Here is a 4,115-nt window from a genome sequence, read left to right as displayed (position 1 = left end):
AAATTATGAAAGCAATAGCGAAGCAGTTACCAAAAATCACCGATCCCGGTCTCTGATATCTCATTTGCCGTTACCGCCCCTTGCTGTCTTTGACTTATTATTCCGCAACCCTGCAGGTTACCTCCCCAAGGCGTTTTTTAGCCGGCGGAATTCCTGACAGCCCCGGGGATCCCGTTTCTGACAGAGCTTCCCGTAAACCTCCATAGCCTGCTCCCGTCTTTTATCAGTCAGGAGTCTCTCATCATGCTCATAATAAGCGCCCAGTCTCAGGCAGGCTGCGGTGTCCTCCTGGCTGCAGGCTTCCCGGAGCTTTTCTGGATCCTCCGGAACAGGAGCCGGGGCCGCTTTCTGCTCCGGAGGCTTCTTTGCGGAATCCGCTTTGCCGGGAGTCATCCCGAGGATCTTCTTCCGCATTTTCCCGGCCATCTCGCAGAGCTCCCCCTGCCCCGCAAGACTGCAGGTTCTGTCCAGAAGCGCCAGAGCCGCGTTAATTTCCTGTTTGCTTTTTGCGGTCTCCGCCAGGAACCCGGCATAGCCGAGGCAGCCCTCCGGGGATCCCAGTTCGCAGGCTCTGGGCCAGGCCCATCTTACCATGTCCATGCCTTTCGGACGGTCTCGGAAATGCCGGTAATAGGTGTCCGCCAGAAGGTGACAGGAAGCCGGGTCTCTCTTTTGGCATCCCTTCCGGAAATAGTACAGGGCCTGTACCGGGGAAGCGGTATCCGCTTTTCCCTCAAGAGCCATGCGGCCCCGGAGAACGCAGCTTGCGGGATAGTTTAATTCGCAGCCGGAGACCAAAAGCCTGGCGGCATCCTCGTAGTTCCCGGCCTGATAATCCTTTTCTCCGGCGAGATAACAGTTAACGCCGCTCCTGCAGAAAAATTTGTCAGGCTCCGGCTCCTTTTGCCATGGCAGGGCTTCTAAATAGTAGAGAGGCACCAGAAATATGAGCATGGTAATCAGGAAGACAGTCAGCATTTCGACCCAGCCCTGACAGCTTGTTGTTCCGCGGCGATTGTACATGGTAAATAACTCCTTTTTGGGAAATCGGATTCCTGTTTCCGGGGGCTTAAGACTTGCTCCCGGCTGAGTCAGCTTCAGGGAGTGCCTCTCCGGGATCACTCTTTAGCTGTAATGGGCTCCGGAGCAGCAGGAGCCGGCTCTCCCGGATCCGCCGGGACGGCGTTTTCCCGGGCCAGCTTTTCCAGAGCAAGCTTTCGGTACTGGCAGCTCCGGGCCTCCCTGAAGGGAACTCCGCGATAATCCTTCATGGCGCAGCCCTTGGTGCCGTAGCTTCGGGCCATGCGATAGTCCCCCTTCTCGAAAAACCTTTGGGCCGCATCGCCGCAGGGCATCTCGGCTCCGATGTCGCAGCCCGTCATCAGGATCCCGAGGATCACCCTTTCTTCATCCTCCGGGGATCGGGACTCATCGTCCCTGCGGGTTTCTGAAATGATCCGGCAGACCGGGAGATCGCTCTTGGCGCAGCCCTGCCGGAAAAACTTCTCCGCGAGCTTGCGGTTTTCATCGGGATCGCTCCCGGGTTCTCCGTGTTCCAGAGCAATAAGTCCCCGGAGGAGACAGCCGGGCGGAAAACCCGCCTGACAGTTTTCTTCTGAGAGGTCTGTGTGATATTTGCCGATTTCATAGACATTCATCATGGGCAGAAAGGAGCTATGCAAAGGGGGATAGCGCTCGATATGCCTTTCCGCTTCGTCGATCTTTTCATAAGCGTCCGATACATCCGGCAGTAAAAAGATCTGTCCTAAACAAGCGCTCACCGTAACGCCGATAATGACAGACTTGATCAGCGTCAGTTTCATTGACATCCGCGTGCTTAAATTTCTTCCCATGGGTTTCCCGGTCTCCTGCTGATTCTTTTAAGTTTCAGGATCTCTGAAAATGCTTCGGCTCTCGGCTATATCCCTGCGGCCCTTTTGATTTTGCGGAGATTCTGGCAGCCCTGGGGATCCCTTTTCTGGCAGAGGAACTCGTAAATCTGCCGGGCCTTGTCCGTTCTTTCTTTGGGGGACAGATCCGGATGATTCTCGTAGTGCTCGGCCACCTTTAAACAGGCCTTGCTGTCGCCCTCCTGGCAGGCCTGGGCAAGCTCCTCCGCCTGAGTGTCGGTAATTGCCTCCGGCTTTTTGGGCTTCGTCCCGTCCGGCGTTACCGTTACCGCACGGTCATTGCAGGCCTTTTGGATGCCCTGACGGCAGGCGATATCCAGGGCCTGCGTAATCGCCATATCTCTTTCGGAGGAAGGAGCAAAGTTTTTTCTGAGATTGTCAACGAGACCGATGCAGCCGGCGCCAAACAGCCCCTGAAAACAGCTTTGCCTGAAATAATAATCCGCCTTCTCCCGGGAGGCATCCGGGATCCAGCGGCGAAATTCCAGTTCCCCCATTTTCCAGCAGCTCTGGGGGTTATTCATCTCGCAGCCCAGCTTCAGCTGCACGGCAGCTTCCCGGTATTTGGCGCGGCCCATCAGGTTAGCTCCGGCCTCAAAGCATTCAATGCCATCCAGGCATTTGTAGTCCGGGCTGTCAAAAATTTTTTCCTTATTGCGGCCGCTTATGCGGGCGGGCGGCATCAGCGGGGCGGATTCATCATGGGTGGTTTTCGGCGCTTCCGTAAATGTTTCCTTAACAGGTTCTGTAACGGCGCCGGGCTCCCCCCGCTTAATGACAAGGGAATCCCCTCCTGGCTGCGCGGCAAGCCAGAAGACGCCTATTGACAGAGAAAGCGATGTTGCGAAGGCGGCGTAAACGGCGCAGCCCAGGAGCTTCAAAAGCACCGGATGCCGGGGCGCGGAAGGGGTATTCGGATTCCGGCCCGAATTATCGGTGGGGTAATTGCTGTTGATTGCCATTTCTTTTTTCCTTTAATAATCAGACTCAGGCGGCTTATCCCTGGGGAGCGATCATGCGGGCGTCGTTCCGCCCTTCCTGGATCCGCTTTTCCTTTTCTGCCAGAGAGCAGTACTTGTCATTTTTGGAGAGGGCGCATGCTTCGTTAAGATATTTAAGGCGCTCTTCCGGAGCTTGATCCCGGTCAGTCCGGAAGCCGAACAGATAGCAGGCACCGGGGATCCGGTACTGGTCGCATCCGGCGCGGAGCCAGCGCCGCCGGTCATTCAGGGCCGGCTCCTGGCTTTGGATATTCTCGGCCAGAATGGCGTAGTAGACGCAGGCTTCCCGGTTTCCGGAAGCACAGTGCCTTTTGGAAAGCTCCCAGGCTTTTTTATAATCCTTTTTCTGCTCCCATTGGAACTCAATGGCGGGAAGGCAGGAACTTAATACCTCAAGCTCGCAGGCCTGGGTGTGGTACTGTCCGGATCTTGCGGGATTCTTCATTATGGAAAGCTCTCCTCCGGTGTAGCGGGCCATGGCCTCGCAGGCGGGAGGATAACCGGCAATGCAGCTCTCCTGCACCTTGGCCGCCCCCTTCCAGAGCCGATCCCGGATGCTTCTCCGGGCGCTTTTACTTTGGTCTTCATCGTTCTCGGCCAGAGCTTTATTGATAATATCCTGCCCCAGCATATAGCACCCTTCGCTGCTCCCGAGGTCGCAGGCCTTTACGGCGGCGGTTTCCGCATAGGCTGTTTCTCCGGTACGGCTGTAGACCCGGGCTTTTTTCAGGCAGTCGGCGGCATTCCAGCAGATCTCATCGTCATCTGCGGCTTCGCTGTATCTCTCTCCGTAGCTCCCGGAGTAGCTCACGGAGTCTCCCTCGCAATTACGGAGACTTCCCCCGAAAATAATCGCCAGCACCGCGATGGCAAAGCCGATCTTCACGACCTCAGGCGCCCGGGAGGATTGGCTCCGGGAAGGAGCCTCCGCGGCGGGACGGGGATCCGGGGCTGCCGGAACGGGAGGATCCCCGGGGGTTTCATGGGGCGGTTCTTTTGTGTTCATTGCTGTCCTGTCTGATCCGGCCGGTTTCGGATCCTGTGAGTTTCCCGTCTCTGCTATGCCGGTATTTCTCTGCCGGTTTTACTGTGCCGGTCTGTATTCTTCCGGGACGGGATAAGGTTAAGATATTTTGCAAGTTTATCGCAAGTGAAAGGGGTTTGCGACAGTTACGGCAAATAATCGTGGGGCGGTGAATACTTT

Annotated in this window: 4 protein-coding genes; all 4 read right to left on the bottom strand. The window is 56.4% G+C overall.

Annotated elements, in window-relative coordinates; all coding sequences use genetic code 11:
* Nucleotides 1-117: 117 nt before the first annotated feature.
* Entirely contained in the window at nucleotides 118-1,023 is a 906-nt protein-coding gene (locus ACJROR_RS04910) for a tetratricopeptide repeat protein (RefSeq protein ID WP_406546125.1), read from the bottom strand.
* A gap of 95 nt (nucleotides 1,024-1,118) precedes the next feature.
* On the bottom strand, nucleotides 1,119-1,823 hold the full coding sequence (locus ACJROR_RS04905; protein ID WP_406546124.1) for a hypothetical protein: 705 nt from the start codon (nucleotides 1,821-1,823) through the stop codon (nucleotides 1,119-1,121).
* Nucleotides 1,824-1,918: 95 nt separating this feature from the next.
* Nucleotides 1,919-2,872: a hypothetical protein gene (locus ACJROR_RS04900; RefSeq protein WP_406546123.1), complete on the bottom strand. Its 954-nt coding sequence runs from the start codon at nucleotides 2,870-2,872 to the stop codon at nucleotides 1,919-1,921.
* Between the two features lie 34 nt (nucleotides 2,873-2,906).
* On the bottom strand, nucleotides 2,907-3,917 hold the full coding sequence (locus tag ACJROR_RS04895; RefSeq protein WP_406546122.1) for a hypothetical protein: 1,011 nt from the start codon (nucleotides 3,915-3,917) through the stop codon (nucleotides 2,907-2,909).
* Between the last annotated feature and the right edge of the window lie 198 nt (nucleotides 3,918-4,115).

Origin of the sequence: Succinimonas sp. (assembly GCF_045225735.1) — a bacterium.
Taxonomy (GTDB): domain Bacteria; phylum Pseudomonadota; class Gammaproteobacteria; order Enterobacterales; family Succinivibrionaceae; genus Succinimonas.
Note: the sequence above shows the minus strand (reverse complement) of the source record. Positions and strands in the feature narration are given on the sequence as shown.

Coding starts and splice junctions, on each gene's coding strand:
- ACJROR_RS04905 (WP_406546124.1), bottom strand. CDS start 1,823: ATGAAACTGACGCTGATCAAGTCTGTCATTATCGGCGTTACGGTGAGC.
- ACJROR_RS04895 (WP_406546122.1), bottom strand. CDS start 3,917: ATGAACACAAAAGAACCGCCCCATGAAACCCCCGGGGATCCTCCCGTT.
- ACJROR_RS04900 (WP_406546123.1), bottom strand. CDS start 2,872: ATGGCAATCAACAGCAATTACCCCACCGATAATTCGGGCCGGAATCCG.
- ACJROR_RS04910 (WP_406546125.1), bottom strand. CDS start 1,023: ATGTACAATCGCCGCGGAACAACAAGCTGTCAGGGCTGGGTCGAAATG.